Raw genomic sequence first — 26,413 nt, forward strand, 5'->3', positions numbered from 1 at the left:
CCACGCTATTGGTGTTTTCGCCGCCTAGGCAAGCGCCACGGAGAATGTGGACAAACGTGGGAATCGCCCGCCCCCTCCGCACATGTATCCAGCTACCCCGCCGTTATCGCAGCATGTCCGCCGAACCCACACCCCGCACCGCCTCACACCAGGAAGCCTCGCGGGTAGATGTCGGTGGAGTCGAGTTCGAAGGTGCTCACGCCGGTGATGAAGGCCTTGCCGGTGATCTGCGGCACCACGGCCTCATGCCCGGCCACCGTGGTGCGGGAGGCCGCGCATCCGAGGAACTTCGAACCGGTGATCGACTCGAACACGCGGGTCTCCCCGATGCCCATCTCCCCCAAGGCCACCAGCGTGGCGAGCTTGGCGCTGGTGCCGGTGCCGCATGGGGAGCGGTCCACCTGACGACCGCCGAACACCACGCCGTTGCGGTAATGCCCGGTCTCCACATCGAACTGCCCAAACTCCACCAGGTCCACGCCGCTGATGTCCACCAATGGATGCCGCACGTCGATCTGCTCGCGCGCGGCCCGCAGGATCGCCATGCCGATGTCGGCGATTTCCTGCGAATGCGCTGCCTCGATGTCGTATCCAAGTCCGAGCGAATCGAAGTCGACGAGTGCGAAGAAGCTGCCGCCGAACGAGATCGTGGCCTTCACGTCCCGCTCAAGGATGCCGGGCTCGTCCACGTGGATCGTCACGGAGTCCTTGGCCACGAACGCCGGCACGTTGGTGAGCGTGGCGTTCTGCACCTGATGGTCGCGCACGTGCACGGTCACGGTGATCAGTCCCGCGGGGGTGTCGAGGTGCACGTCGATGTCGTCGTCGGCGATCTCGGCGAACGACCCGTAGCGCCCGGTCACGAGCCCGGATTCCACAGCGAAGGTGGAGACGCCGATCGACCCGTGCCCGCACATGTTGAGGTAGCCGCCCGAGTCGGTGAACACCGCTCCGAGGTCGGCGTCCGGCCGGGTGGGCTTGAACAGGATGGCGCCGAACATGTCGCGATGCCCGCGCGGTTCCAGCATGAGGATCCTGCGTACGTCGTCGTACCTGTTGATGAGCTTGTCTCGCACCGCGATCGCGCTGGGCTCGGCGTCCACGGTCGAGAGCCCGCTGACCAGGATGCGTGTGGGCTCGCCCTGCGTGTGCGATTCGACGGTGACGAGCCGCGGACTGTCGCGGAACATGGCGTCGTTGAGCACCGACTGCGCCGCGGCCAGGGTACGCGTATGGAAGTTAGATGGGGATTGTATGGTGCCGGCCAGGTTCATGGCGCTCTCCTTAGAACCCCGCTCCATTGCGAGGGAAGGATCGATGCGCACGACCATGGCCGTCACCGGGCTGTAAAACCGTAAGACCGTAAAACCGTAAAGACCGTAAGGCCACGACCCGGCGGCCGGACGCCGTTGCCTCAGATGCGCCGCACGAACCGCGACAGCACTTCCGCCACGATCCGCGTGGGCTCCCCCACGAGCGGCTGCGATCCCTGATGCAGGCACCAGTCGTAAAGCATCGATCGTTCCGCCATCGCATAGAAGCGGACGATGTCGTGCGTGGAATAGTCCCGCGTGATCTCGCCGCGCTCCTGCCCGCGGGCGAAGAGCCTGCGGTGGATGGCGAAATAGAAGCGGTCCTGATTCACCAGTGACCGGTCTCCACGCTCGTTGAGCTGCGACGCCAGCTGGGCGCTGAGCAGTTCGACCGGCACATGCTGTTCGATCCATCCGAACATCTGCACGTTGAGGTACCGCACCTGGTCGGCCACCGGCCCCTCGGGGTCGAGCGTGGCGTCGAGTTCGCGGTACTTTTCGTCGAACACGTCGCTCAGCGTCCCCAGCAGCGCCGATTTCCCCTGGAAGTGGTGGTAGAACGTGCCCTTGGCTATGCCGGCCTTGTCGATGATGTCATCGATCGTGGTCTTCTCGTAGCCCTTCTCCTTGAACAGTTCCCAAGAGGCATCGATGATGCTGCTTCGTGCGTCTCGTACCATGGACAGGTTCCGCCTTTCGTATCAGGTCCCGTATGGAGAAGTGACTCCATCATAGAACCGTATAGTTTGGACGTGTTCCGTGCCGTCTGCACGATCGGCGGGGCGATGATTCGGTGATGTGCTGCGATGTTCGGCGATGTTCGTTCGTGATGATTCGGATCGAGGATACGGCCGGGGCGGCACCGGCTGGTTCCGGCGTCGCCCCGCCCATCGTCCGATCGTCGACTGTGGCGCTCGGCGACCGGACGAGTCTGGATCCGTGCGATTGCCGTCAGACGTTGTGACGGTACTCGTACGGCAGAGCCTTCATCTGGCCGAAGTGGTCGAACTCCTCCATGGCGTTGAGCGTGTCCTTGAGGATGCCCATCTGCATCTGGGGGTTGTTCGGCTCGCCGGCGTTGGATCCGATCGGCACGAGCGGCGCGGTGATGCGCGGCGCACCCTGCTGGCGTGCGATCGGCGGCAGCGCGGCGATGATGCAGGTGCTCATGCCGGCCGCCTCGCAGCAGCGCAGCACCAGCGTGCAGGAGCGGTGGCAGGTGCCGCAGCCGCCGGTGGCGAGCACGATGTCGGCGCCTTCGGCCTTGAGCTTCTTGGCGATCTCCGGTCCGGTGACGTGTTCGAACTTGTCGACGTTGCCGCCGCCGCCCATAAATCCGTAGAACGTGGGCACCAGGGATCCGATGAATCCTTCCTTGACGAGTTCGCGCAGGCGGTCGATCGGCAGCATGGCGTTGACGTCCTTGTTGATGTCGGAGTTGTCGAAGCCGCCGTGGGTCACCATGAGCTGGTCGGACGGGGTGTCGGACGGGATTTCGCGGTAGCTCCAGTCGCCGGCGGTGTTGAACGGCGTCTGGTCCTTCTTGTGGATGCCGCCGGAAGTGATGAAGGCGACCTTGCACCGGCTCAGCGGCTTGGTGAGCGGGGTCCAGACCGGCTTGGGGGTCCACGGCACGTAGATCTCCGACTTGAGTCCCTTGGCCGTGGTCAGTTTGAATGCTGTAGGCATGATGTGCTCCTTGGTTTCGTGAATTGGCTTGGTGTTGCGTTGTTCGATGAGGTCATGTGATGATTCGCACGAGGTCCGAATGAAGTCCGACCGAGATCCGATCGATGGAGACGGATGACGGGTTCAGATGACGTTGACGTAGCTGAGGTAGAACTCGCATTCCTGCCCGACCGCGAGCGGCTTGTCCGCGTAGATGAGCCGCAGCGGCAGCGAGAGCACGCCCATGCGCCCGTTGACGCCGATGCGCACGCCGACTTCGGTGACTTCCTTGATGACTCCCTTGAGCAGGAGCGGTTTGAGTTCCACCTGCATGATGCGTCCTTTCCGTGTTCCTTCCGAGTGATCCGTCGTTCGACCGCCGGCCCGGCTACTTGACGAGCTTCTTGTTGGCTTCGATCACGGCCTCGTCCCACTTGTGTTCCGGCGGTTCGATCGGGATGCCGGCCATCTTGGTCTTGAGCATGAGGATCGCGCGGGCAGCGTCGTCGGGGGTGGTGGTGTTGTCGGCGAGGATCTCGTTCTCGAATCCTTCCGGATCCTTGTTGAGCTCGATCATCGCGTCCATGTACTTGTTACCGACGACCAGCTGGCCCTGGTAGGCGGCGAACGTGACGCCCACGACCGGCACTCCGCGCGAGCCGATGGCGGCGATGTTCTCGGAGAAGTCGATGTGGTTGTTGCCGAATCCCTCGGTGGTGACGATCGCGCCGTCCACCTCCATGGCCTCGACGAGCGCGCCGAGTCGTTCGGAGACGAAGGTCTTCTCGTCGTTGACCTGCGGGGATCCGATGAACACCACGCCGGTCAGGTCAAGCTCCTCGTCGGTCTGCAATGCCTCGACGAGCGGCTCGCGGAAGAAGTGACGGGTGATCTCCTTGGTGGCGGGTCCGATGCAGGCGAGCGCGTGGATGCCGCCGTCGAGCACTTCGTTGGGGCTGAGCACCACGGGTACGTTGCCGAGATCGACGTTCTTCTGACCGCCCTTGACGCCGCAGGGCTCGGTGGGTACGAGCAGGTTGTCGTGCATGGCGCCCTGGCCCATGATCTCCTTGACGAGCACCACGCGCGGTCGGCCCGCGCGCCTGACGTCCTTGAAGGTCTCCTCCTTGATCGGCGTGACGCCGTCGAGGTTCTTGATGGCCTCGCGGCAGGCGTGCACGATCACGTCGCAGGCGCTGTGCGCGGCGAACGGTCCGCGACGTTCCATGCCGGTGCCCTTTTCGATCTTCACGTCCACGCGGATCATGATGTCGTTCTGGTCGGGGCAGCCGGGGCGGCCGTAGCGGATCTTCTCGTCCATGTAGCCTTCGCAGGAGCCGAATTCGTGCACCTGCACGCCGGCCTCGTCCATGCCGGTGAGCACGAACACCGCGCCGGAGAGCACGTTGGTCACGCCTTCGCCGAGCTTGCCTTCAGCCTTGGCAGCCACGGGGATCACGTCCATGATGGTGTTGGAGTAGACGTGGCGGTCAGCGGGGTTGATCACGGTCATCTCCACGTCCTTGACCAGCGGGTTGGCCTTCTTGGCCTCCTCGACCAGGGCGCCGTCCACGGTGAGCACGCCGTCGGCGTAGGAGGTCTCGCTGCCGATCACCACCTTGGTGACGGGATAGTCCTTCTTGACGAGGGTGCGCAGCACGCGGTCGGCCGGCGTCTCCTCAGGTTCCGGTTCCGGCGAGGCGGCAACGGGGGCTGCGCTTCCAGCCGGGGCCGTGGGAACCGCCGCGCCCGCCGGGAAGACCAGATCGAGTCCTTCGGCCTTGTCGAGATGCAGATGGACGTATCCTCCGGCGGCGGGGGCCGGGGCCACGGGAGCCGCCGGAGCCTCTGCCGCGCAGCATGCGCAGGCGTCGGGTCCTCCGTCATCCGCTCCATCGGATTCGTCTGGCTCATCGGCCGGGGCGGCGGGTGTCTCCTTGACGCCGTCGAGCAGATCTGGGGTGAGTTGGGTCAGTGCCTCGCCGTCGTTGATCAGCGTGGCGCCGAGCGCCTGCTGGATGGTCAGGCCGCCCTCCTTGAGGGTCATGAGGTTGGAGTCGACGAGGTCGGGGAAGATCGTGGGGTCCTCGAAGTCCGCGGCGCTGAGCACGGTGCCTGCGGGGCGGCGGCAGCACAGCACCGCCGGATCGTTGAGGTGCGCTTCGAGTGTTTCCTGGGAGAGAGACATGGTGGGTTCCTTTCTCTATGGTTTTCTCTGTGGTGCGGTTTTTCCGTTGCGGATGGAAATGTCTGTGGAAAAGTGATTGAAAACTGATTGACGTGATGAGTGAACGTCGATCGGATGCCGACCGAACACCTGTCCGGCTTCCCGCCGTCCGGCAATCGATCCGAATCCCTACGCGGCCTTGACGGTCTTGCGGAAGGCTCGGATGATCGGCTCGTCGCCGGCCCGCATGAACGCGTCGGTGGCGTGGTGCACGCGCATGCCGAGTTTCGGCGCCACCTGCATCACGGTGTTCGAGCAGTCGGTGCAGTGGGAGATCAGCACGCTTTGCGCGCCTTCCTTCTTCAGCGCGATGATGTTCTGCGCCTGGCCCGGGCAGATGCCGGGGTTGCGGCATTTGAGCCGCCCGTTGGCCAGACGGCAGGCGTTCTTGCACAGGCGGACGTCGACCAGCTGCGCGCCCTTGGCCGCCACGATCGCCCTAAGTCGCTCCTCGCTGGCTCCGCACGCGCATACGATGATGCCCATGGGACCGGGGTCGGCGAGTTCCGGCCCGGCGATGATGATGCCGCCGCAGGTTTTGGAGACCGTGTCGTCAAGGGTTCCGAGATGGCCCATGTACGGCCCGCCGATCATGATCTGCTCGTCGGCGGTGGGCTCGTGCACGTGCAGCGCGTCGAGCACGTCGCGCACGCTGACGCCGATCGGCACGTCGTAGATGACCAGGCTGACGTCGTCGCCGTATCCGCTGCCGTCAATGTGTCCGGCGACGGTGATGTCCTTGGTGGTCACGGCGAGGTTTTCGACCACGGCGTTGTGCACGCGCATCAGCGATTCGACGTTCATGACCACCGCACCAGCCGCGCTGGGGATGGCGTCCGGAGGCAGCAGCGTGCCGAGCACGTCGCGCACGATGGCGCGTTCGTCGCCGGCCGGGTAGCGGTCCTTGAGGAACACGATCTCGATGCTCGGATCGATGTCGAAGTCGTAGGCTCCGGTGGCTGCGGCGTCGAGCGCCGCCTGCAGGCTGCGCACGGCGTTCGCGTTCTTGGGCTTGATGGCCACGATGCCTCGCGTGGCGCCGACCTCTCGCATGGCGATGGTGAGTCCGGAGAGGATCTTCTCGGGGTCGGTCTCCGCCCTGGCGGTGTTGTGTTCGAGCAGCGGCTCGCATTCGGCGGCGTTGGCGATCACCGTGGTGCAGCCCTTGCCGAACTTCAGCTTCTTGTATGTCGGGAAGCCGGCACCGCCCATGCCGACCAGTCCGGATTCCTCGATCTTCGCCAGCGGAGCCGCGTCGGTGTCGGTCAGTGTTCTGGTCGGCACATCGGCGAACAGTTCCGTGGATCGAATGACGTGATGGTGACGTGCGGTCATGAGATCCACCCCTTTCTTGTGAAGACCACGCTCATGGAATCATGAATCTTTGTTTATTCTTTGTTCTAGAACGTGTTCTATTTTTAAAGTATATGGATCCTTGTTACGGTTACCTTTTTCCTCGTGTTACTGCAAAGTTACCGTTGAAATATATAGAACACAGTACAAAAAATATGGTCTCCCTCTTACGAAGGAGACCATCGAAAGTAAGTCATGTGTTATCGGGAAATCTTGGCGCTCGCTCCCCTCAGTCGGCGTTGCCGACGGCTCCTCTCAGAGAGGGGAGCCAGAGAGCATTCGAGACTCAGACGACCTCGTAAGCAGCCCTCCCTCGAGGGCCAAGATCGTTATTGTCCTACGGCGCTGAGGAACTGCTTGGTTCGTTCGTTCACCGGATGAGCCATGATCTCCTTGGGGTCGCCCTCATCGATGATCGCACCGTCGGCCATCACCACCAGATGGTCGCCGACGTCGCGCGCGAAGCTCATCTCATGCGTAACCACGCACATGGTCATGCCGCCTTCGGCCAGCTCCCTCATCACGTTGAGCACGTCGCCGCTCACCTCCGGATCAAGCGCGGACGTCGGCTCGTCAAACAGCATGACGGCGGGGTCAAGCGCCAGAGCGCGGGCGATGGCCACGCGCTGCTGCTGACCGCCGGACAGCTGCGACGGCTTGTGGTCGGCGCGATCCTCCAGTCCCACGCGCTTGAGCAGTTCCATGGCCCGCTCCTCGGCCTCCTCCTTGCTGCGACCCAGCACATGCTGCTGCGGGAACACCACGTTCTTCAACGCGCTCATGTGCGGGAACAGGTTGAACTGCTGGAACACCATGCCGCACTTGCGCCGCAGAGCCATGAGATCGCTTTTGGAGAGGTTCTCGGTGAAGTCCACGAACTGCCCGTCGATCATCATGTTGCCATCGTCGGGCTGCTCCAGCAGGTTGATGCATCGCAGCAACGTGGACTTTCCGGCGCCGGACGGGCCGATGATCGAGCACACCTCGCCGCGTTCCACGCGCAGCGACACCCCATGCAGGATCGTGTTGCCGTTGTAGGACTTGATCACACCGCCCAGTTCGATCATGTATTTGCTGTGGTCGACATCGTCCTCGGTGGAGGACACCGTCTGTGAAACCAGTGATGCCAGTGTCATTGTCGTCTCCTTGCTGTTCGTTGCCGCCTGTGTGGCCTTGTCGGCGATACGCACCTACGGAGACCGTCGATCGCACCCCCTCCGACGGGGAGGCACCACGGTCGACGGCGACCGTCCGCTCATATCAAAACCGTCGAGCGTCCGTTACTTCGTGATCGGAACCACGTACTGCTTGTCGCGGATCGCGGCCAGACCCTCGTCCAGACCGTACTTCTTGAGCGTGGGCTTGACCTTGTCGTCCTTGATGATCTTCTCGATGCCCTTGTCGAACGCCTGGCCGAGCGAGCTGTCGCCCTTGGTGTACGGGTAGCTCACCTCCGGGGGCTCGACTAGCGAGTTGATGCGCTTGTCCGGGTTCTTGTTGGCGTATTCGACCACGATGTTGTCGTTGCCCTTGAACTCGTCGACCGCGGTGCCGTACGCCTCCATGATCATGTCGACGCGACCGGCCTCGAGATCCTGCTTCATCTCCACGGAGCTCGGGTAGGTCTTCACCTTGTCTCCGAAGACCTTCTGCATGTCGGAGAGCCACGCGTATCCGTCGCCGATGCCGATGGACTTGATGCCCTTGGCGTCGATGTCGTCGACGGTCTTGACGTCAACGCCCTTCTTGGACGCATAGCCCACGCCCTCCAGATAGATGGAATGCGGGAAGTCGACCACCTGTGCGCGCTTCTCGGTCACGTTGATGTCGCCGGTGGCGGTATCGATCTGACCGGAGGCGATGGCCTGCATGGCGTTGGCGAACGACGCCTGCTGCCATTCGACGTTCAGGCAGTTGGCGTCGGCGATCTGCTTGATGAAGTCGATGTCCATGCCCTCGGGGTTGCCGCCGTTGTAGCTGGAGTACGGCGGCTGGTCGATCACGCCCACCGTCAGTGTGCCGGACTTGATGGTGGAGATGTTCGACACCAGCGGCGTACAGTCGCTCTTGGCCGAACTGGATGCCGACGACCCTCCTCCGCAGGCGGCGAGCGCGCTGACGCTCATCAGCGCGGCGCAGGCGGCGGCCATCAGCTTGATTCCTCGTGAGATCCTCATGATCATGTTCCTCTCTGTGTGTGGTCGGAACGGTGTTTCGACCGGTGTGACCTTGTGTGGGGACGACGTGCGAGGGGAAGGTCGGCCTCGGGCATGCGTTGTGGGAATTGCTAGATTGCGAGAATGATGATGCGGATCAGTAGCTCAGCGCCAGTCGGCGTTCGAGCCAGCGGGTGATCCAGGATGCGGGCAGCGTGATCACGGCGTAGCACAGTCCGGCGAGCACGAAGACGCGCAGGTATTGGAATGTGGTGGAGCCGTAAGTGTAGGCCTCCTTCATGAGTTCCGGCACGGCCACGGTGTAGGCCAGTGACGTGTCCTGGAACAGGAGGATGGTCTGGCCGAGCAGTGCGGGGATGATGGAGCGGAACGCCTGCGGCAGGATCACGTAGAGGAAGGTGACGTTGCCGTCGAGCCCGAGCGCGTCGCCGGCCTCGTTTTGTCCGTGGGGCACGGCCTGGATGCCGGCGCGGAATATTTCGGAGCAGTAGCAGGAGTAGTTCCATGCGAGGGCGATGATGGCCGAGGGGAAGCTGTCGAGCAGTACGCCGAAGCTGGGCAGTCCGAAGTACACGAGGTACAGGATGATCAGCGCGGGCATGCCGCGTCCGATTTCCACGATGACAAGTCCGAGTACGCTGACGAACCGGTTGCGGCTCATCACCATCATGCAGAAGATCAGTCCGAGCGGCAGGCCGATGATCATGGAGACTCCGGCGAGCGCCACGCTGACCTGCAGTCCGTGGAGCATGTTCGGCAGTCCTTCGGCCCAGAATTGCAGCAGCGGTTCCTGTGGAGTCATGTCAGATCACCGCCTTGCGAAGATTGGCGTCGAGTCTGCGCGACAGCATGGCCACCGGAATGCTCAGCACGATGTACAGTATGCCGGCGATGGCGTAGGGCAGCACGCCGGCCACCGAGTTGATGTTCTGCTTGGCGTATCCCTGTGCCATGAATACCATTTCGGCCACGGCTATGGTGGATGCGATGGATGAGTTCTTGAGCAGGCCGATCAGGTAGGTGGCGATCGATGGGCTGATGATGCGCACGGCCTGTGGCACGATCACGCCGAAGAACGACACCGTTCCGGGGATGCCGAGCGCCGCGGCGGCCTCGTATTGCCCTTTGGGCACCGCCTGCAGTCCGCCGCGGTAGATGTCGGCGAGATATCCTGCGGAGATGAGTCCCAGTCCGACGATCGCGGCCTCCAGTGCGGTGATGCGAAATGTCGGCGTGGACAGACCGAATTTCAGCAGGAACAGCCATACGATCATGGGGATGCCGCGCAGCAGGTCTACGGCGAGGCGGACGATCCAGCGGATCGGTGCTATGCCTGTTCTCAGCCCCAGCGCCATGGGGATTCCGAGTATCGCACCGATCGCGAATGATGCGACGGTGATCAGCAGCGTCATCGGAAGTCCGGAGAGCACCACGAGAAGCGGTTCCATGAGAGCCCCCTTCCTCTAGTAGCGAGTGAACTTCGGTAAGCGGGCTTGAAGAATGCGGTATACCGTCGGAAAACGATCGACCGCTCCACGAGAGCACGACGATCGAGGTAGACGACGGTATGGTGTAATAACGATGACGTCGCGCGATGACGACGTCTGCATGTGTTCCCAACCCCTTACGTTGATTCAGTATTTAAGGATCGGAACAATTCCCGGAATTTGCCGTATTGTAAACGGGATTAGATCGCGTTCTAGTTCGTAGTCTACTTGTAACACCATGAGACACCGACCGTCACAAACGCCCCAGGCCTTCCCCTATGGCCCCCATCGTCTCCCCCTTGAGACGACTCATTCATATACTCCCCTGCGAGCCTCATCCCCCACGCGCTCCCTCCAAGGGAGGGAGCTATCCGCAACGCGCGACCCATCCCCACGCGCTCCCTCCAAGGGAGGGAGCTGTCACGCCCAGCGTGACTGAGGGAGGGATCATATACCAACCAGACCAGTCTTTAGTAATCCGCCTTCTCCGGAGTGCTGGCATCCTCCACCGGATTGCCGTTCTCCTCATACTTGCGCAGCAGGCTGGTCGCCTCGATGTCCTTGGCAATGGCCTTCGCCTGCTCGGCGTCCGGACCGGGGGCCGGCTTGAAGAACGCCTCGCGGTAGTAGCGCAGCTCGTCGAGCGATTCGATGATGTCGGCGAGCGCGCGGTGACCGCCGTGCTTGGCCGGCTTGTTGAGGTACACGTTCGGGTACCAGCGGCGCGACAGCTCCTTGAGGGTGCTTACGTCGATCACGCGGTAGTGCAGCAGGCTCATGAGGTCGGGCATGTAGCGGTCGAGGAACTTCTTGTCGCTGCCCACGGAGTTGCCGGCGAGATGGGCCTTGCCCTTGGCGGGCAGCCACTGCTTGACGTATTCGACCACCTGGCGCTGCGCCTCGTCGAGCGACAGGCCGTTGGCGTTCCACTCGTCGATCAGGCCGGAGCTGGTGTGCATGTGGCGCACGAAGTCGTTCATCTGCGCCACGGCGGCGTCGGACGGCTTGATGACGAGGTCGATGCCTTCGTCGAGCACGTTGAGATTGAAGTCGGTGGGCACGACGGACACCTCGCACAGTTCGTCGTGGAAGATGTCAAGTCCGGTCATTTCGCAGTCGATCCAGATCATGCGCGATTCGGACGGATCGAACGTTTCGACGTCGTTATGCGATGCCATTATTCAGCCTTTCCCTATTAATGGAACAGGTAAGAGTACCGCGACCGCGGGATTTTCACTCGTTCGCCGGCGCGGTTCCGGTGGTGTCGCGCAATACGAGCGAGGTGGGCACTACGCTGTACGGGTCGGCCAGCTGTTCGCCTCGCATAAGCGCAAGCGCCTTGTTGCCGGCGGCCCGACCAAGTTCGGTAGGATCCTGATGCACGGTGGTCAGGTCGAGAATCGGGGCGCGGGAGTCGTCGTCGAATCCGATGACGGACATGTCTTCAGGGACGCGCACGCCCACGCGTACCAGTTCTCGCACCAGCGCAACGGCGACCTTGTCGTTCTCCACGCAGACGCCCGTGGGCCGCGAGGGGGATCCGACCAGCTGGGCGGCGATGCCGGAGTAGGCGTCCATCTGGCTGCGCATGCCGGTATAGACAATGGCGGGGATGGTCATGATCTTGTCGTCGGCATAGCCGAGCTCGCGCGCAGCCGAGACGAATCCCTGGGAACGTATGCGCGACGAGCTGAGGAACGGCGAGGTCTCGGGCTGTTCCACATAGGCCAGACTCTCGTGGCCAAGCGAGTGCAGCAGACGCACCGGCGCATACATGGCGGCATCGTCGTCGATGCGGGCCGTGGCGTCGTAGCCGTCGTCGCTGGGGGTATTGAGTCCGACCACGGGCACGGTGAGTTCCTTGAGCACCTGCTTCTTGGCGTCGTCGAGGTCGAACGAGAACACGATGACGGCGTCGACGTTCTGGTTGCCGGGCAGGGTCTGAAAGAAGTTGTCGAGGGAGTCCTCGCCCCAGATCACGTAGGGGATCACGTCATAGCCATGCACGGACAGCGACTCGTATACGCCTTCGAACGCATGGGAGTTGAACCAGCCGCTGATGCGGTCCGCCAGAAGCACACCCACGCGCATGGTCTTGCCGCTGGCAAGCGACGACGCGCTCTTCGAGAAGGAGAAGTGCAGTTTCTCTGCCGCGTCCTCCACCCGCTTGCGCGTGGACGGGTTGACCTTGTCGAGTCCGCGCAGGGCGCGAGAGACGGTGGAGACGGATACGCCGGCGGCCTTGGCCACCTCGGAGATCGTGGTTCGTGCCATAATCGTTCGCCTCCTTATATAAGTATGTATGTACCGCCTTTGGGATCATTCGCGGGCGACGACTCGGAACGATCGCATGACGACCGGCCACCCGCATGTATACCACAGGTGCGCGTCCGCCGCATTGCGGTCATACACGACCCATGAGTACGCTCACATGGTCAGTATAGCTCATATACAAACGCTTTTTCACAATTTTATAAAAACGCTTGCATGATCAATAATGCTTGAAATTCCAACGTTTTTCAACTCGAACCGGTTCGACACGCCGATAACGTTTTGACATAGTTAATGCAAACGCTATTATTGGTACCAACACAACACCTCATCGACAACGGTGGGGATGGGAAAACGCCAAAGTTGACTAGTCAATAGGGAGACAAGAAAACTCAGGCAAATATACGACTTTCAACCGACCGGTTGGTTTGCGCGCATCAAAAGTGCAAGCGCTTTTACAGACGATCGGGAGTTCGTCATGGCTTGACGGCCTGCGCCATCAAGTCGCCAATGAGAACAAAGGAGTATTTCATGGAACAGAATGCGCTCAGTGACCCGGCTCTGTGGTGGAAGCAGGCCGTCGTCTACCAGGTCTACCCCCGTTCCTTCAAGGATTCCAAGGGCTCCGGCCTCGGACAGATCGCCGGCGTGACCGAGAAGATCGACTACCTCGCCAAGCTCGGCGTCGACGCCATCTGGCTCAGCCCCTTCTACCCCTCTCAGCTCGCCGACGGCGGCTACGACGTTGACGACTACCGCAACGTCGATCCGAAGCTCGGCACCATGGACGACTTCGACGAGCTTGCCAAGGCCGCTCACGCCCACAACATCAAGGTGGTCGTCGACATCGTCCCGAACCACAGCTCCAACCTGCACCCCTGGTTCCAGGATGCCCTGAAGGCCGCCCCCGGCTCCCCGGAGCGCGACCGCTACATCTTCCGCGACGGCAAGGGCCCCAACGGCGACCAGCCGCCCACCAACTGGGACAACCACTTCGGCGGTCCGGCTTGGACCCGCGTCCCCGACGGCCAGTGGTACCTGCACATGTTCACCAAGGAACAGCCCGACTGGAACTGGAACAACTCCGAGGTGCGCGCCGACTTCATCAAGACCCTGCGCTTCTGGCTCGACCACGGTGCAGACGGCTTCCGCGTGGACGTGGCCCACGGCCTCGCCAAGGATCTTGACCGCGACGACCTCGACAACTACGTGGTGTGGTGCACCTCCGACCAGCCCGACGACGGCTCCCACCCGGTGATCGACCGCGACGAAGTCCACGAGATCTACCACGAGTGGCGCAAGGTCTTCAACGAGTACAACCCGCCGGCATTCGCCGTGGCAGAGGCCTGGGTGCAGCCCAACCGCCAGTACCTGTACGCCAGCCCCGACGATCTGGGACAGATCTTCAACTTCGAGTTCGCCAAGAAGGACTGGATCCGCGACGCCATGCACCAGGCCATCGAGGAAGGCATCGCCAGCGCCGAGCGCTCCGGCTCCTCCGCCACCTGGGTGATGAGCAACCACGACGTGGTCCGTCACACCACCCGCTACGGCCTGCCGCAGGTCCCCACCAGCGAATACCACCAGCTGGCCAAGGACTGGGTGCTGCGCGACGGCACCACCTACCCGCTGGACAAGGAGCTCGGCACCAAGCGTGCCCGCGCCGCCATCCTCATGGAAATGGCCCTGCCCGGTTCCGCCTACGTGTACCAGGGCGAGGAGCTCGGCCTGTTCGAGGTCGCCGACATCCCGTGGGATCGCGTCGAGGACCCGTCCGGCCACCGCACCTCCCAGGCCGCCAGCACCAAGGGCCGCGACGGCTGCCGCGTGCCGCTGCCGTGGGTCGCTGCCGACGCCCCGAAGCTCGCCAACCCGGACGATGAGTTCGGCGTCGGCGGATCCTTCGGATTCTCCCCCGCCGACGCCGCCGAAGAGCCGCACCTGCCCCAGCCGGCATGGTACAAGGACTTCGCCGCCGATGTGGAGGACGCCGATCCGGACTCCATGCTGAACCTGTACCGCAAGGTCCTCGAGCTGCGCCACAAGCTGCAGACCACCGACCTGACCATCGAATGGCTGCCCGAGGATCGCTCCAGCGGCAAGCCGGATGGTGCGAACGGATTCACCGGCGGCACGATCGCCTACAAGCGAGCCAACGGCTGGGCGTCCATCACCAACTTCGGTGCCGATCCTGTCGACCTGCCCGCCGGCGAGCTGCTGCTCACCTCCGGTCCGCTGACCGAGGACGGCAAGCTGCCGCAGGACACCTCCGCCTGGATCCAGCTCTGACAAGACTTACCCTTCCCCTTCCCTAAAAGTCGTGCCGGGTGTTTTCCCATCCCCACCCGGCACGACACCCAACCAAATCTTCCCTCTCCAATAACCGATCTCAAAGAGGAGAAAAGAACAATGACAGCAGCAACAGTGGCTCCCAAGAGCCCCAACAAGACCAACAAGTGGCGCTATACCGCCGGCTTCATGGCCTTCGCCATCCTTTCCGGTGTGGCGTTCTTCGGCACCATGTCCGTGCTGGTCCCGCAGCGTCTGCGCGCCGACCTCGGCATGGGCGCCACCGAATCGACCGCCGCCCTCGGCGCCATCAACTCGGCCGGCTCCATCGCCTCCATCTTCATCGCACTGTTCATCGGCGCCCTGTCCGACCGCACCGCCTCCCGTTGGGGCAAGCGCACCCCGTGGATCTTCACCGGTGCATTCATCTACGGCATCTGCTTCTGGTCGCTGAGCCGCCCGTCCACCGCCGTGCTGATCGGCGTCTTCTACGTCATCGCCCTTGTCGGTCTGAACATGGTGCAGGCGCCTATCTACGCACTGATCTCCGACCGCGTTGAGGAAGAGTCCCGTGCAACCGTGTCCGCGGCCATCGGTGGCGGCGGTGTGATCGGCCAGGGTATTGGTACCCTGATCGGCTCCCGCTTCATCGAGAACGTCGAAGTCGGCTTCATCTGCACTGGTCTGTGCGCTCTGGCCGCCGGTGTGCTCGCCGTCGTCATCGCCCCGCGTGAGCCCTCCTCCAAGGACATGGTCAAGGACACCAGCAAGTCCACTTGGAAGGTCATCGTCGAATCCCTGACCCCGCCGCTGAAGGACTGCGGTGACTTCTACCGCGCGTTCATCTGCCGTACCTGCCTCATCGTCGCCTACCAGATGATCTTCAGCTACCAGCTGTACATCCTGACCGACCACATCGGCGAATCCACCAAGCAGGCCGCCGTGTCCATGTCCGTGATCTCCGTGCTCACCATGGTCGCCTCCATGATCGCGTCCCTGATCTCCGGCCCGATCGCCGATGCTCTCCACCGCCGCAAGGCCCCGATTGCCGTCGCCTGCGCCGTGTTCGCCATCGGTCTGGCCATGCCGTGGATCTTCCCGACCCAGATGGGTATGTTCCTCTTCGGTGGCATCGCCTCCTTCGGTTACGGCATGTACCTCTCCGTCGATCAGGCTCTGAACGTCGACGTGCTCCCGAACAAGGAGACCGCTGGTAAGGACCTCGGCTTCATGAACATCGCCACCTGCGCCGGCCAGGCCATCGGTGTGGCGATCACCTCCAGCATCGTCGCCGCCACCGGCTCCTACAACTTCGTGTTCCCGACCGCCATCGTGATGACCGCCATCGCCGCCATCTCGGTGCTCGGCATCAAGCGCGTCAAGTAACACGACCGGTGTGGTTCCGACACAATCGGAACCACACCACCACCCCTAAGAACGTATCGTTTCTCCCTCCTTCCCCCTAGCCCCTCAAGGTCCACAAGACCGCGAGGGGCTTTTTCATATTCCAGACGTCCCCACATCGTCGCGGTTCTCACACTCTCGCATCACACCGGCACCATGCCATAGAATCATCCGTAAAGATGATTGCGTCGCCGCAGTCTCCACTACTAGAATTTTTGCCCCATTTTTTCATGGTTCCTTCAGGAACGATTCAGAGCCGATAGAGTCGCCCGCCGTACATTGTCAATGATCATCAGCGATCTCCCATCTGATTCTTCAGCGAATTCGACATCCATTCCGAAAGGCCTGTCATGAAAACCACGGTTCAGACCGTATGCAGCGCACTCGCCGTCGTGGCACTGGCCGCGACCATGGTCGCGGTGACGTTCGTCTCCCCCAACACCGCATCGGCGGGATCCGACGTATCGGCAAAGATCGAGAAGATCTACACCGAGGAATACCAGGAAAAGGCGCAGAGCACGATCGACGCGAAGAAGGCCCGCGGAGGATGGACCGTCGACAACATGCTGGTCGAGGAGAACCCGTACGGCACCAACACCACGTCGCTGTACGTGTACTTCACCACCGACGACGTCACCCAGGTCTCCTACACGGTAAGCACGCCGGACACCGACTATCCCGACTTCTCCGCCACCCCGTCCGGAGGCGACGACTATTCCACCGAACACGAGTTCCAAGTCATCGGTCTCATCCCCGGCAAGGACAACGACGTCACCATCACGCTCACCTCACAGGACGGCGGCACCGTCACCCGCACCATCCACAAGAAGGCCGCGGCCACGATCGGCGATGAGGAGGTACAGCTCAACCGTTCCGTCACCCAGACCGGCTCCAAGACCGAATACGCCGGCACCATGGGCAACGGCCTGTACGCCGTGCTCGGCAACGACAGCAACGAGCAGGATCTGATCTACCTGTACGACGACTATGGCGTGCTGCGCGGCGAAATCCCGATCCTCTACTACCGCGCGCAGCGTCTCGTGTTCAAGGACGGGCTCATGTACTTCAGCGCGTCCACGCACGACATCGTGGCCATGAACGGCCTCGGCCGCATCGAGAAGTTCTACGACCTCGGCAGCCAGTACATCCTGCACCACGACTACGTGTTCGACAACAGCGGCAACCTGCTCGTGCTCGCCACCGACATGACCAGCAACACCGTGCAGGACCGCATCGTGCGCGTGAATCTCGCCACCGGCAAGACCACGCTGCTGATCGACATGGGCGATCTGCTCGGCGACTACAAGTCCACCACCAAGCACGACTCGAACTCCAAGGCCACGTCCACCGACAGCGGTTCCGATTCGTGGGATTGGATCCATCTCAACACCATCCAGTACGTGAGCGACGACGACAGCATCATCGTCAGTTCGCGTGAGACCTCGTCGATCATCAAGATCGACAACGTCAGCGGCACCCCCACGCTCAAGTACATCATCGGCGAGAAGACGTTCTGGGACGACACCGCCTACGCGAACTACAACCTCACCAAGATCGGCGACTTACCCAGCTCCGGCGGCCAGCACACCGTCACCTACGTGAAGGACGATTCGCTGCCCGACGGCCAGTACTACATCTACATGTTCAACAACAACGGCGGCGTGAGCGCCACGAGCGACTACGACTGGTCGCAGATCCCCGGCATAGTCACCAAGCTCAACAGCACGGCCACCGACGTGCACTCGTACTTCCAGAAGTATCTGGTGGACGAGAACGCCGGCACCTACACGCTGGTCAGCAGGTTCGAGGTGCCGTTCTCCGGCTACATCAGCAGCGCCGAGGAGTATGAGGACGGCACGGTCATCACCGAGTCGGGCATCAAGGGCACGTGGGGCGTGTACACCGCCGATGGCACCCTGCTGCGTGACTACACGATGAAGATCAACGTCGCGTTCATCTACCGCGTCTTCAAGTACGACTTCAAGGGCTTCTGGTTCGCGTAGATCGCGGGGTGGCGGATCCCTCCCTCAGTCCGCCTCCGGCGGCCAGCTCCCTCCCTCGGAGGGAGCACGCTCTAACACCTGTGTTCTCCCTCCGAGGGAGGGAGATGTCGCGGCACGAGCCGCGACAGAGGGAGGGATCCCCGTCCTTCTCCACCCCCTATTCCCCAAAATCTCCCTATACTTGAGGTACCCACCACTAGCAAAGGAGCTCACATGGGACTGTCCGACATGCTGGGAACGCCGAAAAAGAACGTTCCTCATACCTATGAATCCAACGGCCACGAGATCGTCTGTTCGCAGTGCGGCGGTCGCGCCTTCATCAAGGGCGAGGCTCTGCTCAACACCGCGGGCATGACGTTCCTTGATCTCGACTTCCTCAACCGGTCCGCCGATATCCTCGTCTGCGAGGAATGCAGTCACGTCGAATGGTTCGTCAATCACGTCCGCCAAACCGATCTGTGACACGCATGGCGGACAACAGATAGATGCCAGTCACATACGCGAATATGCGAAATCGCCGCCGATGATCTCCTGATGAGACCGTCGGCGGCGATTTGCGTATACGCCATACAGGTCGTTCCCCACTACCGTTCACGTCGTGGGGAACGACGCTGAATCAGCGTGATCAGCTGTGGAAGCCGGTGTAGTTCGGGGCTTCCTTGGTCATCACGATGTCGTGCGGGTGGGACTCACGCAGCGCGGCGTCGGTGATGCGGATGAACTTGCCCTTCTCCTTGAGCTCGGCGATGTTGTGGGCACCCACGTAGAACATCGTCTGGTGCAGGCCGCCGACCAGCTCGTACAGCACGTAGTTGAGCGGTCCGCGGTAGGGCACCTGGCCTTCGACGCCTTCCGGCACGACCTTGTCGCTGCTGGTGACGTCGGCCTGGAAGTAGCGGTCCTTGGAGTAGGACTTCTTGCCACGCGGAGCCATGGCTCCCAGCGAGCCCATGCCACGGTAGAGCTTGTACTGCTTGCCGTGCAGCAGCACCTTCTCGCCCGGAGCCTCCTCGCAGCCGGCGAGCAGGCCGCCGAGCATCACGGAGTCAGCACCGGCCACCAGGGCCTTGCCGATGTCGCCGGAGTAGTGGATGCCACCGTCGGCAATGCACGGCACGTTGGCGGCCTTGCAGGCGCGAGCGGCCTCGTACACGGCAGTGAGCTGCGGAACGCCGACGCCAGCCACCACGCGGGTGGTGCAGATGGAGCCGGGGCCCACGCCAACCTTGACGGCGTCCACGCCGGCCTCGATCATGGCCTTGGCACCGTTGTAGGTGGCCACGTTGCCGCCAATGACCTGCACGCCGTCGAAGGCGTGATCGGCCTTGATGCGACGGATCATGTCGAGGGCGAGACGGGCCTCACCGTTGGCGGTGTCGACCACGAGCACGTCCACGCCGGCCTCCATGAGGGCGGTGGCACGCTGCCAGGCGTCGCCGAGGAAGCCGATGCCGGCGGCCACGCGCAGACGACCCTGCTCGTCCTTGGTGGCGTCCGGGTACTGCTCGGTCTTCACGAAGTCCTTCACGGTGATCAGGCCGGCGAGCTTGCCGTTGCCGTCGATCAGCGGGAGCTTCTCGACCTTGTGCTGGGCGAGGAGACGGTGGGCGTCCTCCTTGGAGATGTCGGCCGGACCGGTGACCAGATTGTCCTTGGTCATCACGTCGGACACCTTGAGGCGGTCGTAGTCCTCGGAGGCGATGAAACGCATGTCGCGGTTGGTGATGATGCCAACCAGGTGATCGTCGTTGTCCACGACCGGCAGACCGGACACGTGGTAGGCGGCGCACAACTTGTCAAGATCGGCGAGCGTGGCGTCGGGGTGCACGGTCAGCGGGTCGGAGATCATGCCGGACTCGCTGCGCTTGACGATGTCGACCTGATTCGCCTGATCCTCGATGCTGAGGTTGCGGTGAATCACGCCGATGCCGCCGTTACGCGCCATCGCGATGGCCATCTGAGCCTCGGTGACCGTATCCATTGCGGAGGACAGGACCGGGGACTTCATGGTGATCTCACGGGTCAGGCGAGTGGTGGTATCGACCTGAGAGGGGATGACATCAGTTTCATTCGGCAGAAGCAGAACATCGTCATAGGCCAGACCAATCTGCTGGAACGGTGCTGCTACGGGATTGTAAAGGGACTCTTGTTCTACAGAAGTGTTAGAAGCCATAAAGTCACTTTATAGTGCCATGTAGACCTGTGCAAATTCGTGTGTTGTATGGCTATCACAGGCGTAACGAAAACGCCGTCTCCGCCCGCATTACGGACAAAGACGGCGTGAAACTACGTTGCTATCAATCGGACGGACGACGATCAGTCGTCGTCACGGTCGCGCTTCACAGGCGGATCGACGTACGGCACACGAGACGTGGCGGCCGTGTGGATCTCCGCGGCCAGGATCACGGCCGCGCCGATCAGCATGAAGACGGCAGACAGCTTCGGATTGAGCCACGAGGCATGCTGCACGCCCAGAAGAATCACCACCACGATGCCGATCTTGACCATCCAGCCGAGCAGGAACCATGTCAGGTATGCGGCCGGACGCAGATGCATGCGGCTGAGCACCGCCACCAGAACCGGGTTCGTCAGGCACAGCAGCACCACGGCCACGATGGCCACCAGCGCCGACCACACGCCCAGGATGCCGGAGAACATGTATCCGGCGATGGCGCTGAGCACCGCGAACACCAGCAGGAACATCACGCTCTGGTAGATAGCGCGATACATGAGGTCCCACACGGTCTCCTCGCCGGCACGACGCGGCTTGGCGAACAGATGGCGGTCACCGCCGGACTTGGCGTCCATCTTCTCCGACGTCGCAGTCGTTTCGTCCGCGTTCACATTCGTCTCTTCCGACATGTCTAGGCCTTTCCTCCCGTCGGCGTCGTCTCTTCCTCAGTCACGGTATCCGTACTGTGTTTCGGACGGCCATTCATGGCGCGCGCTGCGGCCAGTGCCGCGTTCTCCTCCCGAATCTCGGGAATGCGACGTCGGGCATACGGATACAGGGTGGCCACGGTGAGCAGTATCGCCGCGATCACGAATCCGATGGCGACGTATCGCGCCTCGAAAAACAGAATCATAATCGATCCGAACGAAATCAGCGCCGCCCATCCCCACAGGATCAGCACTGCTCCCTGCACGGTGTGGCCGATACGCAGCATGCGGTGATGCAGATGCATGCGGTCGGGGTGCATGGGCGACTGTCCCTTGCTCACGCGGCGCACGATGGCCAGGATCATGTCGAGCACCGGCAGGAACAGCACCAGGATCGGCAGCAGGATCGGCATGAACACGGGCAGGTAGATGCTCGCGTGGATCGTGGTCGGGTCGAGGCGGCCGGTCATCACGATCGACGCGCAGGTGACGAGATAGCCAAGCAGCATGGAACCCGAGTCGCCCATGAACAGCTTGGCGGGATGCCAGTTGTGCAGGATGAAGCCCACGCAGATGCCGAGCAGCGCCACGTCGATCATAGTGGCCATGGACGCGTAGCTGGGCGAATTGCGGGCGATGATGTACGAATATATGGCGAACGCGATGCCGCCGATCGCCACGATGCCGGACGCCAGACCGTCGAGACCGTCCACGAAGTTCACCGCGTTGATCGACGCGACGATCAGGATCGCCGTGACCGCCATGGAAATGCTGGGCGACGTGGCCACAAGCGAGCCGAACGGCAAGGAGACGACCTTGAGACCGCCCCATGCCACGAACACGGAGATGATGAGCTGTCCGGACAGTTTGAGCATCCAGTCGAGATCCCACCGGTCGTCGCATACGCCGAGCAGGCAGATCAGCACGGCGCCGATGGAGATGATCACCGGCTGCAGATTGTCGTGAAACAGTCCTTCGGTCAGTGACAGATGACTGGCGAAGCACATCGATACGAGAAAACCGAGCATCATGGCCACGCCACCCATGCGCGGGGTGGGCACCTTGTGCACGTCTCGGGCACGCACCTCGCCCACCGCGCCGAATTCGATGGCGAGATGCCTGATGAGCGGCGTCAGCAGAAACGTTGCGCCGCCGGCGATGGCCGCGATGAAAAAGTAGATTCTCACGCCGTAATACCTCCGTCGTCGTTCACGTCGGATTCCACGGACCGGGATGCCCCACCACGCAGCGACCCGTGCAGGGCCTCGTGGATGCGGGACTGCGGTATCACGCCCTCACGGAGGATGGCGATGCCGTCGCGCCCGTGCGGATCCGACGCCACCACTGTACTCGAGAGTGGTCCCGGCGTGGGACCGCCGTCAAGATACAGGGCGATCGCATCACCGAGATCGTCGGCCGCCTGCTGCGCGGTCTGCGCGGAATCACGGCCGGACAGGTTGGCGCTGGATGCGGCGAGCGGCCCGGTTGCTGCGAGAATGCGCAGGGTGTCGGCCGAATCCGGCACGCGAATGCCCTGCGTGCGAGACGGATGCGCATGCGGGTCCACGCGCACGGTCACCAGTTTGCAATCGTCACGTGCCACGCAGATCGGAGAGAACGCGCCGGGCAGGAACTCGGCGGACAGCCGGTCCAACGGTACGGGCAGGTCGAGGCCCAACGCGTCGATGTCGTCAACAGACGCCAGCAGAACCTGCAGCGACTTGGCGCGCGGCCTGTGCTTGGCCTTGAACACGCGGTCCACGGCGTCGGGATTGCGCGGATCGCAGGCCACGCCGTACACGGTGTCCGTGGGAATCACCACCAGTTCGCCTTCCCGTATCAAGCGGGTCGCCAACGCCAACGACTCCTCATCGATCGGCATGATTCGTGCCATGTCTCGTTCACCTCGCATCATCTGAGACAATTCGCCCCATATACAATTCGTCCGCGAACATGTCGGTATAAGGCATGGCGGAGCATCCAAGATGCCATACCATATCGTTTGTCTTCAATCAACACTTACGGAAACGCATCCATTATGCCCGCATGTCGTCACAAGTTCCGGAAAGCACTCGCAGGCACAGTCGATAAGATAAACGACACACCTTGTGTTCGCGCTCACAATGCAAGCGGGACAACACGCGAACGGTTTTTGAGTGATATGATTTAGATCGTTCAAGAAAATGCGTACGAACGTACACATTCGATAGCCCGGCACTGCCGCATTCGATGTGTTCGACGGACCGCACGATATGACAAGAACGATCTGACAAGGAAGTGCATGATGAGCGACGAAGCCACGCAGACGAACGCAGCAACCCCGCAGAACGCGGCACAGACCACGGAATCGAAGTACCCGCCGGTGGAACTGCGCACACCGCGCGCCAGCGAGCGCGAGGAGATGCTGAACGGCAAGCTGTACGACGCGTCCGACCCCGAACTGGATGCCATGCGTCGCAGGGCCGGCGATCTGTGCACCAGGTTCAACGGTCTGTCCCGCGACGACACCGAGACGCGTGCGGCCGTGCTTGACGAGCTGCTGCCGCATCACGGCGAGAATCTGGATGTGATGGGTCCGGTGTTCTTCGACTACGGCTGCCACACCACGCTTGGCGATCGCGTGTTCGCGAACTTCAACTTCACCGTGTTGGACTGCGCCCCCGTGACGATCGGTGACGACGTGCTGTTCGGACCGAACGTGTCGCTGCTGCCGCCGATGCATCCGCTGCGCTGGCAGGATCGCAATGTGCGCAAGCGCGCGGACGGCACTGCCTATGACTATGAGTATGGCGAGCCGATCGTGATCGGTTCGAACTGCTGGTTCGGCGGCAACGTGACCGTTCTGGGCGGCGTGACCATCGGCGACGGCTGCGTGATCGGCGCCGGCGCCGTGGTGACAAAGGACATTCCGGCGAATTCGGTGGCCGTGGGCAATCCGGCGCGTGTGATCAAGACGATCTCCGACGCGGACGCCTCCGAGCTGCAGGAGTACGCGCAGTAGGGACCGAAGGTTTGGGCTGGATGAGGGAGATGAGCCCTAGGGCTTGTGCGATGAAAGCTCTCCCTCAGTCCGGCTTCGCCGGCCAGCTTCCTCCCCTGGAGGGAGCACAAAGATAAAGAGCGTTCTCCCTCCTAGGGAGGGAGATGTCACGACGAACGTCGTGGCAGAGGGAAGGGATTCCACCCCGCGCACCCGCATCATCGCTTCTCGGCAAACAGGTAGCGGGGGCGGCCGGTGAGATCGTCGCCGGTCCGCGCCTCGCCGAAGCCGTGCGTCAACGCATAGTCGCACAATGCGGGGCCCTGACTGACGTCGTGCTCCATCACCAGTGCTCCCCCGTCGCGCAGCAGCGAGACCACACGGTCAATGATGCGTTCGGGAATGTGCAGCCCGTCGGCCGAACCGCCGTAGAGGGCGAGTTCGGGATCATGGTCGCGCACTTCGGGCTGTTCGGGGATTTCTGATTCCGGCACATACGGAGGGTTGGTGATCACCAGATCGATGGTGCCGTCGAGCTCACGCAGTGTTTCGGGAGCCGTCGCGTCGCCGAGAATCAGGTGATATCGCTCCCCCACGCCGGGGAATTCGGATGCGATCTTCGTGCGGTTGCGGTCGGTCCACGCATACGTGGTCTCGCTGAGTTCGACCGCCCACACTTCGCTCGTCGGCACCTCGCTCGCCACGGACAGGCCTATGATGCCGCTGCCGGCGCACAGATCAACCACTCGGGGATTGCGAATACCGTTCTCGGCCAGCCAGTCCAGTCCGGCCTGCATCACGATCTCGGTTTCCGGACGTGGAATGAACACGCCGGGACCGACCTCCACTTCAAGGTATCGGAACGGCGCGGTGCCGACGATGTACTGCAGCGGCTCGCGCGCGGCACGGCGGGCGATCATCGCATCGTATGCGGCGGGGGCGAACGACTCCGGCAGGGCGCGACCCATAAGCATGAGCATATCGATGTCGCGGAGTGAGAGGTCGGCGGCGTGGGCCAGCAGGAGTTTTGCGTCGTGGTCGGGGGTATCCACGCCGGCAGTTTGCAGAGTTGCGGCCGCGGAATGCAGCAGCTGCGCAATGGCATCCGGCATGGAATTCCCCTCTTTCTTCTTAGTGTGATCACACCAGCCATGCTTTCTTGACCATGCATGTCTTAGTACGATCACACCAGCTTTGCCTACTGCTTGTCGGCCTGGGCGAGGCGGGCGGCTTCGTCGGCTTGGATGTCGGAGTCGATCACGGCCTGCAGGTCGCCGTCGAGCACCTGGTCGAGGTTGTACGCCTTGTAATTGGTACGGTGGTCGACGATGCGGTTCTCCGGGAAGTTGTACGTGCGGATGCGCTCGGAACGGTCAAGAGAGCGCACCTGGGAGTGGCGCATGTCGGCGGCCTCGGCAGCCTCCTGCTCGTGCTTCATGGCCAGCAGTCGGGACTTGAGCACGCGCAATGCGGCCGCACGGTTCTGGATCTGCGACTTCTCGTCCTGCATGCTCACCACGATGCCGGTGGGGATGTGCGTCATGCGCACGGCGGAGTACGTGGTGTTCACGGACTGGCCGCCAGGGCCGGAGCTCATGAAGATGTCGATCTTCAGGTCCTTCGGATCGACTTCGATCTCGTCATCATCGTCGTCGGCCTCAGGGAACACGATCACGCCGGCCGCGGACGTCTGGATGCGGCCCTGCGATTCGGTGACGGGGATGCGCTGCACGCGGTGTACGCCGCCCTCGTACTTGAGCGAGGCCCACACGCCGTCGGCGGGCGCCACGGTGCCCTTGGCGCGAATGGCGATCTGCACGTCCTTGACGCCGCCGAGCTCGGTGCCGTTCTGGCTCTGGATCTCGCACGACCAGCCGCGGCGTTCCGCGTAGCGCGTGTACATGCGCAGCAGATCGCCGGCGAACAGCGCAGCCTCCTCGCCACCGGCGCCGGCCTTGATCTCCATGATCGTGTCGCGGGCGTCGTCGGGGTCGCGCGGAATCAACGCGGTGCGCAGCTTTTCACGTGCTTCGGGAAGTTCGGACTCCAGACGCTTCGCCTCGTCGGCGAAGTCGGGGTCCTCGGACGCCATCTCCTTGGCGGCCTCGTAGTCGTCGTTGAGCGTTTTGTAACGCTGGTATGCGGAAACGATCACGCTCAGTTCGGCATGACGACGACCGAGCTTGCGCATCTTCTCGGGGTTCGACGCCACCTCGGGCTGGCTCATTTCCTGTTCGATCTTGTGGTATTCGTCAACCGCGGTCTTCGCCGCCGGGAATTCTTCCGCCATGTTCGCTTTCCGTTCTCTTTGCAGACCTTACCGTGCACCAATCCGCCGTGCACAAACCTTGTTCAAGCATA

At 62.5% G+C, this 26,413-nt stretch carries 23 protein-coding genes; 5 read left to right on the plus strand and 18 right to left on the minus strand.

Annotated elements, in window-relative coordinates; all coding sequences use genetic code 11:
• Positions 1 to 143: 143 nt before the first annotated feature.
• From Tam10B_RS03200 to Tam10B_RS03255, 12 genes are all read right to left on the minus strand, one after another.
• Entirely contained in the window at positions 144 to 1,274 is a 1,131-nt protein-coding gene (locus tag Tam10B_RS03200) for a proline racemase family protein (protein ID WP_093959827.1), read from the minus strand.
• 140 nt (positions 1,275 to 1,414) lie between these two features.
• The gene (locus Tam10B_RS03205; protein WP_093959828.1) at positions 1,415 to 1,993 is read right to left on the minus strand and encodes a TetR/AcrR family transcriptional regulator; all 579 of its coding nucleotides are present in this window, start codon (positions 1,991 to 1,993) and stop codon (positions 1,415 to 1,417) included.
• A gap of 271 nt (positions 1,994 to 2,264) precedes the next feature.
• Positions 2,265 to 3,002 carry a D-proline reductase (dithiol) protein PrdB gene (gene prdB / locus Tam10B_RS03210; RefSeq protein WP_093959829.1) on the minus strand — a complete coding sequence of 246 codons (738 nt, stop codon included), beginning with the start codon at positions 3,000 to 3,002 and terminating at the stop codon, positions 2,265 to 2,267.
• Positions 3,003 to 3,125: 123 nt separating this feature from the next.
• Positions 3,126 to 3,314 (minus strand): CBO2463/CBO2479 domain-containing protein, encoded by a 189-nt coding sequence (locus Tam10B_RS03215; protein ID WP_093959830.1) that lies wholly within the window; start codon positions 3,312 to 3,314, stop codon positions 3,126 to 3,128.
• A gap of 55 nt (positions 3,315 to 3,369) precedes the next feature.
• Positions 3,370 to 5,169 carry a D-proline reductase (dithiol) proprotein PrdA gene (prdA, locus tag Tam10B_RS03220; RefSeq protein WP_093959831.1) on the minus strand — a complete coding sequence of 600 codons (1,800 nt, stop codon included), beginning with the start codon at positions 5,167 to 5,169 and terminating at the stop codon, positions 3,370 to 3,372.
• A gap of 168 nt (positions 5,170 to 5,337) precedes the next feature.
• A complete protein-coding gene (locus Tam10B_RS03225) occupies positions 5,338 to 6,543 on the minus strand; it encodes a proline reductase-associated electron transfer protein PrdC (protein ID WP_093959832.1) in 1,206 nt (401 codons plus the stop codon).
• Positions 6,544 to 6,890: 347 nt separating this feature from the next.
• Entirely contained in the window at positions 6,891 to 7,697 is an 807-nt protein-coding gene (locus Tam10B_RS03230) for an amino acid ABC transporter ATP-binding protein (RefSeq protein ID WP_269843563.1), read from the minus strand.
• 144 nt (positions 7,698 to 7,841) lie between these two features.
• A complete protein-coding gene (locus Tam10B_RS03235) occupies positions 7,842 to 8,738 on the minus strand; it encodes a substrate-binding periplasmic protein (protein ID WP_158214118.1) in 897 nt (298 codons plus the stop codon).
• A gap of 136 nt (positions 8,739 to 8,874) precedes the next feature.
• Entirely contained in the window at positions 8,875 to 9,540 is a 666-nt protein-coding gene (locus Tam10B_RS03240; RefSeq protein WP_093959834.1) for an amino acid ABC transporter permease, read from the minus strand.
• 1 nt (position 9,541) lies between these two features.
• Entirely contained in the window at positions 9,542 to 10,186 is a 645-nt protein-coding gene (locus tag Tam10B_RS03245; RefSeq protein ID WP_093959835.1) for an amino acid ABC transporter permease, read from the minus strand.
• Between the two features lie 509 nt (positions 10,187 to 10,695).
• The gene (gene orn, locus Tam10B_RS03250) at positions 10,696 to 11,403 is read right to left on the minus strand and encodes an oligoribonuclease (RefSeq protein ID WP_093959836.1); all 708 of its coding nucleotides are present in this window, start codon (positions 11,401 to 11,403) and stop codon (positions 10,696 to 10,698) included.
• A gap of 55 nt (positions 11,404 to 11,458) precedes the next feature.
• Positions 11,459 to 12,499 (minus strand): LacI family DNA-binding transcriptional regulator, encoded by a 1,041-nt coding sequence (locus tag Tam10B_RS03255; protein ID WP_093959837.1) that lies wholly within the window; start codon positions 12,497 to 12,499, stop codon positions 11,459 to 11,461.
• A 528-nt stretch (positions 12,500 to 13,027) separates the two neighbouring features.
• Between Tam10B_RS03255 and Tam10B_RS03260 the strand changes: the two genes are divergently transcribed.
• The 4 genes from Tam10B_RS03260 (at position 13,028) to Tam10B_RS03275 (ending at position 18,654) form a co-directional block, all read left to right on the plus strand.
• Complete coding sequence (locus Tam10B_RS03260) at positions 13,028 to 14,785, plus strand: glycoside hydrolase family 13 protein (RefSeq protein ID WP_093959838.1); 1,758 nt, start codon at positions 13,028 to 13,030, stop codon at positions 14,783 to 14,785.
• Positions 14,786 to 14,905: 120 nt separating this feature from the next.
• Positions 14,906 to 16,171: an MFS transporter gene (locus Tam10B_RS03265; protein ID WP_093959839.1), complete on the plus strand. Its 1,266-nt coding sequence runs from the start codon at positions 14,906 to 14,908 to the stop codon at positions 16,169 to 16,171.
• Positions 16,172 to 16,539: 368 nt separating this feature from the next.
• Positions 16,540 to 18,192: an aryl-sulfate sulfotransferase gene (locus tag Tam10B_RS03270; protein WP_093959840.1), complete on the plus strand. Its 1,653-nt coding sequence runs from the start codon at positions 16,540 to 16,542 to the stop codon at positions 18,190 to 18,192.
• 213 nt (positions 18,193 to 18,405) lie between these two features.
• Complete coding sequence (locus tag Tam10B_RS03275) at positions 18,406 to 18,654, plus strand: hypothetical protein (RefSeq protein ID WP_093959841.1); 249 nt, start codon at positions 18,406 to 18,408, stop codon at positions 18,652 to 18,654.
• 163 nt (positions 18,655 to 18,817) lie between these two features.
• Here the strand turns inward: Tam10B_RS03275 and guaB are convergent, their stop codons facing one another.
• The 4 genes from guaB to Tam10B_RS03295 form a co-directional block, all read right to left on the minus strand.
• Positions 18,818 to 20,365: an IMP dehydrogenase gene (gene guaB / locus Tam10B_RS03280; RefSeq protein ID WP_093959842.1), complete on the minus strand. Its 1,548-nt coding sequence runs from the start codon at positions 20,363 to 20,365 to the stop codon at positions 18,818 to 18,820.
• A 143-nt stretch (positions 20,366 to 20,508) separates the two neighbouring features.
• Complete coding sequence (locus Tam10B_RS03285) at positions 20,509 to 21,054, minus strand: hypothetical protein (RefSeq protein ID WP_093959843.1); 546 nt, start codon at positions 21,052 to 21,054, stop codon at positions 20,509 to 20,511.
• Between the two features lie 2 nt (positions 21,055 to 21,056).
• On the minus strand, positions 21,057 to 22,259 hold the full coding sequence (locus tag Tam10B_RS03290; protein WP_093959844.1) for an MraY family glycosyltransferase: 1,203 nt from the start codon (positions 22,257 to 22,259) through the stop codon (positions 21,057 to 21,059).
• Positions 22,256 to 22,966, minus strand: a complete 711-nt coding sequence (locus tag Tam10B_RS03295; protein ID WP_093959845.1) for an L-threonylcarbamoyladenylate synthase — start codon at positions 22,964 to 22,966, stop codon at positions 22,256 to 22,258. The genes Tam10B_RS03290 and Tam10B_RS03295 overlap by 4 nt, the downstream gene beginning before the upstream one ends.
• A gap of 390 nt (positions 22,967 to 23,356) precedes the next feature.
• Between Tam10B_RS03295 and Tam10B_RS03300 the strand changes: the two genes are divergently transcribed.
• The gene (locus Tam10B_RS03300; RefSeq protein WP_408606625.1) at positions 23,357 to 24,073 is read left to right on the plus strand and encodes a sugar O-acetyltransferase; all 717 of its coding nucleotides are present in this window, start codon (positions 23,357 to 23,359) and stop codon (positions 24,071 to 24,073) included.
• Between the two features lie 197 nt (positions 24,074 to 24,270).
• On the opposite strand, the gene prmC is transcribed toward Tam10B_RS03300, so the two are convergent.
• Both prmC and prfA read right to left on the minus strand, forming a co-directional pair.
• Positions 24,271 to 25,164: a peptide chain release factor N(5)-glutamine methyltransferase gene (prmC, locus tag Tam10B_RS03305; RefSeq protein ID WP_093959846.1), complete on the minus strand. Its 894-nt coding sequence runs from the start codon at positions 25,162 to 25,164 to the stop codon at positions 24,271 to 24,273.
• An 86-nt stretch (positions 25,165 to 25,250) separates the two neighbouring features.
• Positions 25,251 to 26,342, minus strand: coding sequence for a peptide chain release factor 1 (gene prfA, locus Tam10B_RS03310; protein ID WP_093959847.1), 1,092 nt, complete (start codon positions 26,340 to 26,342; stop codon positions 25,251 to 25,253).
• Positions 26,343 to 26,413: the final 71 nt, after the last annotated feature.

Origin of the sequence: Bifidobacterium vansinderenii, from assembly GCF_002234915.1 — a bacterium.
Lineage (GTDB): Bacteria > Actinomycetota > Actinomycetes > Actinomycetales > Bifidobacteriaceae > Galliscardovia > Galliscardovia vansinderenii.

Bases quoted from the DNA above. Each gene is read 5' to 3' on its own strand.
- Tam10B_RS03200 (WP_093959827.1), bottom strand. From the start codon at position 1,274: ATGAACCTGGCCGGCACCATACAATCCCCATCTAACTTCCATACGCGT.
- Tam10B_RS03205 (WP_093959828.1), bottom strand. From the start codon at position 1,993: ATGGTACGAGACGCACGAAGCAGCATCATCGATGCCTCTTGGGAACTG.
- prdB (WP_093959829.1), bottom strand. From the start codon at position 3,002: ATGCCTACAGCATTCAAACTGACCACGGCCAAGGGACTCAAGTCGGAG.
- Tam10B_RS03215 (WP_093959830.1), bottom strand. From the start codon at position 3,314: ATGCAGGTGGAACTCAAACCGCTCCTGCTCAAGGGAGTCATCAAGGAA.
- prdA (WP_093959831.1), bottom strand. From the start codon at position 5,169: ATGTCTCTCTCCCAGGAAACACTCGAAGCGCACCTCAACGATCCGGCG.
- Tam10B_RS03225 (WP_093959832.1), bottom strand. From the start codon at position 6,543: ATGACCGCACGTCACCATCACGTCATTCGATCCACGGAACTGTTCGCC.
- Tam10B_RS03230 (WP_269843563.1), bottom strand. From the start codon at position 7,697: ATGACACTGGCATCACTGGTTTCACAGACGGTGTCCTCCACCGAGGAC.
- Tam10B_RS03235 (WP_158214118.1), bottom strand. From the start codon at position 8,738: ATGAGGATCTCACGAGGAATCAAGCTGATGGCCGCCGCCTGCGCCGCG.
- Tam10B_RS03240 (WP_093959834.1), bottom strand. From the start codon at position 9,540: ATGACTCCACAGGAACCGCTGCTGCAATTCTGGGCCGAAGGACTGCCG.
- Tam10B_RS03245 (WP_093959835.1), bottom strand. From the start codon at position 10,186: ATGGAACCGCTTCTCGTGGTGCTCTCCGGACTTCCGATGACGCTGCTG.
- orn (WP_093959836.1), bottom strand. From the start codon at position 11,403: ATGGCATCGCATAACGACGTCGAAACGTTCGATCCGTCCGAATCGCGC.
- Tam10B_RS03255 (WP_093959837.1), bottom strand. From the start codon at position 12,499: ATGGCACGAACCACGATCTCCGAGGTGGCCAAGGCCGCCGGCGTATCC.
- Tam10B_RS03260 (WP_093959838.1), top strand. From the start codon at position 13,028: ATGGAACAGAATGCGCTCAGTGACCCGGCTCTGTGGTGGAAGCAGGCC.
- Tam10B_RS03265 (WP_093959839.1), top strand. From the start codon at position 14,906: ATGACAGCAGCAACAGTGGCTCCCAAGAGCCCCAACAAGACCAACAAG.
- Tam10B_RS03270 (WP_093959840.1), top strand. From the start codon at position 16,540: ATGAAAACCACGGTTCAGACCGTATGCAGCGCACTCGCCGTCGTGGCA.
- Tam10B_RS03275 (WP_093959841.1), top strand. From the start codon at position 18,406: ATGGGACTGTCCGACATGCTGGGAACGCCGAAAAAGAACGTTCCTCAT.
- guaB (WP_093959842.1), bottom strand. From the start codon at position 20,365: ATGGCTTCTAACACTTCTGTAGAACAAGAGTCCCTTTACAATCCCGTA.
- Tam10B_RS03285 (WP_093959843.1), bottom strand. From the start codon at position 21,054: ATGTCGGAAGAGACGAATGTGAACGCGGACGAAACGACTGCGACGTCG.
- Tam10B_RS03295 (WP_093959845.1), bottom strand. From the start codon at position 22,966: ATGGCACGAATCATGCCGATCGATGAGGAGTCGTTGGCGTTGGCGACC.
- Tam10B_RS03300 (WP_408606625.1), top strand. From the start codon at position 23,357: ATGAGCGACGAAGCCACGCAGACGAACGCAGCAACCCCGCAGAACGCG.
- prmC (WP_093959846.1), bottom strand. From the start codon at position 25,164: ATGCCGGATGCCATTGCGCAGCTGCTGCATTCCGCGGCCGCAACTCTG.
- prfA (WP_093959847.1), bottom strand. From the start codon at position 26,342: ATGGCGGAAGAATTCCCGGCGGCGAAGACCGCGGTTGACGAATACCAC.